The sequence below is a fragment of the Candidatus Obscuribacterales bacterium genome (genome assembly GCA_036703605.1).
Lineage (GTDB): Bacteria > Cyanobacteriota > Cyanobacteriia > RECH01 > RECH01 > RECH01.
Window position 1 is genome coordinate 1 of record DATNRH010001016.1, and the last position, 4471, is coordinate 4471.

A 4471-nucleotide genomic window follows, 5' to 3' on the forward strand; every position below is an offset into this window, starting at 1 on the left:
CCGGGAAAGATATCAGCATGGGGGGAGTATTGGGAACGGCCCTGATGTTGCTAGAAACCTCTCAATGTGGCGCGGTGATTGACTTAGAGGCGATTCCCTGCCCGCCATGCTTGGATTTATACCAGTGGCTGCACCATTTTCCGAGCTATGGTTTTTTGCTGAGTGTGCGCCCCCATCAGGTGGAACGAATCCAGGCTCAGTTTCGTGGACGAGATCTGCACTGTGAGGCGATCGGGCGGGTGGACGATAGCCAACAATTGACGTTAACCTGGGGCGCTGAAACGGCGATGTTGTGGAATTTAATAGAGCAACCCTTGACCGGCTGGGCACCGTCAGACGATCGCTAATGGGCCGTTGTCCGGCGTTGTATCGATGGCAAAGGTGGGACGAATCAAACCAATGAAAACCCTTACCAGCCATTCTGCATCTGTCTGCTCCTGCTCAATGGGGTATGGGGTGAATGGTAATTCAAACCTCTAGCCACCCATGACGCATCAGTTCATATACGGCCTGTACGCGCGTTTTGACGTTCAGTTTTGCCAGCGTATTATTGATATGAAATTTGACGGTGCTCTCACTGATATGAAGCTGTCCGGCAATTTCGCGATCGCGCAACCCTTGGGTCAGTAGGCACATCACATCATGTTCGCGGGACGATAGCATTTTCTGGGTGTTTTCCCCATCATGGATGCCCCAGGTATTGCCCTCTAAGACCGCCATAATCACGTCCCGTAGAACAGTGGAGTCTGTATCTAGGCTGATTTGGGCGACAACGCCTTGGGGATAACGGGGACTGCCCATGGAGGAAGGATGAACCCAAATGACGCGATCGCTTCCGTGGATCTGATCGGGCTGATCTGTAATGAGTGGAATGGATGGATCTGGGACGGTTGACAGGACAAACCCTGCAGTCGTGACCATTTGGCTAAAGGCACATTGCAAAACGGCCGAGCGACATTCGACCCTAACGTATCCGTTGGTTTCGGGCTGGCTGTAGGGCAGTTTTAGGGTAATCTGCACGACTTTATTCAATGTCCCTATCGTAGTTGTTAGGGTGCCACCCAAACTAGCACTCGCCAGTAAGATCGGTCTAAACGAGGATGGAACAGCAATTGTGTTTCCTGAGTTGTCACGTTGGATCGATCCAGTATCGCTAGAAAGGGGGACTTCGCCGTCATGGGTCGTGATGACTAGAACATCGGCGGACACGATCGCATCTAGGGTGACGACATCCGTGGAGTAGGTCAAACTACAGGTGGTGCAATCGAGTGGCTGAACCAACTCCGTAAACTTGATGAAGAGATAGGTGAGCGATACGTCGAGCGATCGCTCGGTTCCAACCAACTTGAGGGGAATAAGGCCCAACAGTTTGGCGAGATAATCGGACAGCATGGGAGATTGTAGGGCAGATAGCCCTTGCCCTGCGAGGTGCCAGGTTTGCTGGACTTGCCGAAACTGGAGCGCGCTGCCCAAGGAAACCGTCACCGTGGTACAAAGACTGAGCAATATTTCTAGAAATTCAGGCGCAAGGGCTTCTCGGCTAAAGACGGCCAACACTCCAATCACTGTGTCAGATGTTGCCAGGGGATAGCCGGCGAAGCCCCGGAGTTGATGCTGGAGCGCCCATTCGCGATCGCGCAGCCACGGCTCATCTAGGAGGTTATTGCTGAGGAAAGAAACTCGATTCTGGGCAATTTTCCCGACTTTGAACGCCCCCATGGGAACGGTGCTGAATGCCCCATCGGTGCGGGTGTAGAGGCCAGCCGAACCAATCATTTTGAGATGCGTACGATCGGGCTCTACTAACCAAATGCGTGCAAGCGCACAGTTGAACTGATTGACCAGCCCTTGAGTGACACGGTTGGCGATCGCCCTAGTATCTAGACAAGCGTAGATATCTTGAGCAATCTGATTGGCCCGCTGCAACTCGAACATGAGGCGCGGTGCATTCAGGCAATCCACAACAGAATCGGACACAGGTACCCACATCAAACAGAGTTCACTCTATTGAGCCGCAAGGTGGGAGTCGGTTTCTGTGTTGAATGCCACAAAGTAGATGCGATTGCGCCGCCTGCATATAGTAATGATAGGATTGTGCGGTGCTACAACAGTCTCTCCACGACACATTCACCCCTAACGATTTCACCAGGGTTCTATCTTTCAGTCTATTGGTGGCACATCCATTTCTATCGCGGCTGAGGGGCTGAATCGCTGAACGGTCTAGTCTTTGAACACGATCGAGGGACAAAGGGGCCGCGATCGCCATTCTTTGTCAAAACATCGCTTGATGCGGCCCTTCCTGTCCTTACCGCTAAACCTGCTCAGTGTGTATTCAAAGATACAGGACGACAACGAAGCAAATCCTACTGTGCAGAAGAAGCGCAACATCCAGAGTCTCGTCGTCCAGCGTTGCGCCTTGTTTGGCATCATATCGCAGTGAACCTAAGTGAACCTGTTGCTGGGAGGCAACGTCACCCATGACCACCCATTACTCAGTTGCTATTGTTGGTGGAGGGCAGGCTGGCCTGGCCGTAAGCTACTATCTCAAGCAAAACGGCATTGATCATATCCTGTTCGAGAAACATAAGATTGGCTATTCCTGGCGATCGCAACGATGGGATTCGTTTTGCTTGGTCACACCCAATTGGCAATGTATTTTACCGGGCCATCCCTACTCTGGTGATGACCCCCACGGTTTTATGCAGCGGGACGAAATTGTTCAGTACATCGAAAGCTATGTGGCGGCCTTCAATCCCCCAGTCAAGGAAGGAGTTGCTGTCCATCATTTGTATCAACAGGGGCAAGGCTTTGGGCTAGAAACCAGCATTGGACATTTCACAGCCGATCAGGTTGTTGTAGCGACGGGCGGCTATCATCGACCCAAAATCCCCGCCCTCTCTCAACGCTTTGCTCCGGAGATCGTACAAATTCATTCATCAGAGTATAAAAATCCGGAATCCTTACCCGACAAAGGTGTTCTTGTCATCGGAACTGGACAGTCGGGCTGTCAAATTGCAGAAGATCTCCATCTTGCCGGTAAGCAAGTTCATCTTTGTGTGGGAGGGGCTCCCCGTTCTCCCCGAAAATATCGAGGTAAGGATGTAGTTGCCTGGCTAGATGAAATGGGTTACTACGACCTCTCCATCGATCAGCATCCAGATAAGCATAAAGTACGAACAAAAACCAACCATTATGTAACGGGACGAGGCGGCGGTCGAGAAATTGACCTGCGGCATTTTGCCCTAGAGGGAATGCAGCTCTACGGGCATCTCAAGGATATTCAAGGGAGCCGCCTTACCTTCCAGCCTAATCTCAAACAAAACTTAGATGCGGCTGATGCCGTAGCCGAAAGCATCAAGCGAACCATTGACGGATTTATTGAGAAGCACCATCTTGAAGCGCCAACCGAGCCGCCCTACCAACCGGTATGGGAGCCTCAGACGGAGCAAGCTGAACTGGATTATCAATCTGCCAATATTGGTACTGTGATCTGGTGTACCGGCTATACCATGAACTATGAATGGATTGATATTCCGGTGTTCGATGGTAAAGGATATCCTGGACATGAGCGTGGGGTCACCGTTGTGAGAGGATTATATTTCTTAGGATTGCCGTGGCTCTATACCTGGGGGTCGGGGCGTTTTTCGGGGATTGATCGAGATGCAGCGTATCTGGCAGATTGTATCATAGCTAAGCAGCGAGTTGCCCAACCGGATAGCTCTGACGGGATCAACCAGGTTGCTCTTGGATCGTAGCGCGTTCAGGGTTTAAACTGCTGCCTTAGGGCTGATTGTGGATTGGTTTTACCCTACAAAGCCATGATTAACACACCACAATGCGCTAATCATTAGTTTTATTACTTTGTCAATTAATGATGCGAATTGCTCTGCTCACCTATTCCACGAAGCCACGCGGCAGTGTGATCCATACTGTTGAATTGGCAGAAGCTCTAGCGGCGCTGGGGCAAGACGTATGTATTTTTGCCTTGGATAAGGGTGATGGAGAACTGTATCGAGCGATCGCCTGTGACTATCGACTAGTACCCAGTCAGTCCGCCCCGCCAAGTATTGACCGCCTGATTCAGCAGCGAATTCAGGACTATGTCGATTTTTTCCAAGCTTGTTTTGAGCGTGGTGATGCTCCTTACGACGTCTACCATGCGCAGGATTGCATTAGTGCAAACGCGCTGATTATGCTGCGATCGCAGGGATACCCGATTTCCCATATTCTGCGAACGGTTCATCATATTGAAGCCTATACCAGTCCTTACCTACAACACTGTCAGGAAACATCCATTCAGTTACCCGATCGCTGTCTTTGTGTGAGCCGCCATTGGCAGCAACAGCTAGAATCGCGCTATGGTTTAGATGCGCCACTCATGGTGAATGGTGTCAATACCCGTCGCTTTAGCTGTACTGTAAACGGTACTGAATCCGGCTTGAAAGAACGCATGGGGTTATCCGGTCATCCT

Annotated in this window: 4 protein-coding genes; 3 read left to right on the top strand and 1 reads right to left on the bottom strand. The window is 51.0% G+C overall.

Annotated features, from left to right (window positions below; all coding sequences use genetic code 11):
* Window positions 1–347, top strand: a 347-nt coding sequence (locus tag V6D20_20740) for an AIR synthase-related protein (GenBank protein HEY9818207.1), incomplete at its 5' end; no start/stop codon positions are given.
* A 121-nt stretch (window positions 348–468) separates the two neighbouring features.
* On the opposite strand, the gene V6D20_20745 is transcribed toward V6D20_20740, so the two are convergent.
* On the bottom strand, window positions 469–1977 hold the full coding sequence (locus V6D20_20745; GenBank protein ID HEY9818208.1) for a LuxR C-terminal-related transcriptional regulator: 1509 nt from the start codon (window positions 1975–1977) through the stop codon (window positions 469–471).
* A gap of 500 nt (window positions 1978–2477) precedes the next feature.
* On the opposite strand from V6D20_20745, the gene V6D20_20750 reads away from it, so the two are divergent.
* Window positions 2478–3755: an MSMEG_0569 family flavin-dependent oxidoreductase gene (locus tag V6D20_20750; protein HEY9818209.1), complete on the top strand. Its 1278-nt coding sequence runs from the start codon at window positions 2478–2480 to the stop codon at window positions 3753–3755.
* Window positions 3756–3871: 116 nt separating this feature from the next.
* Window positions 3872–4471 (top strand): glycosyltransferase (locus tag V6D20_20755; GenBank protein ID HEY9818210.1); only part of this gene is annotated, 600 nt, incomplete at its 3' end.

Coding starts and splice junctions, on each gene's coding strand:
- V6D20_20750 (HEY9818209.1), top strand. CDS start 2,478: ATGACCACCCATTACTCAGTTGCTATTGTTGGTGGAGGGCAGGCTGGC.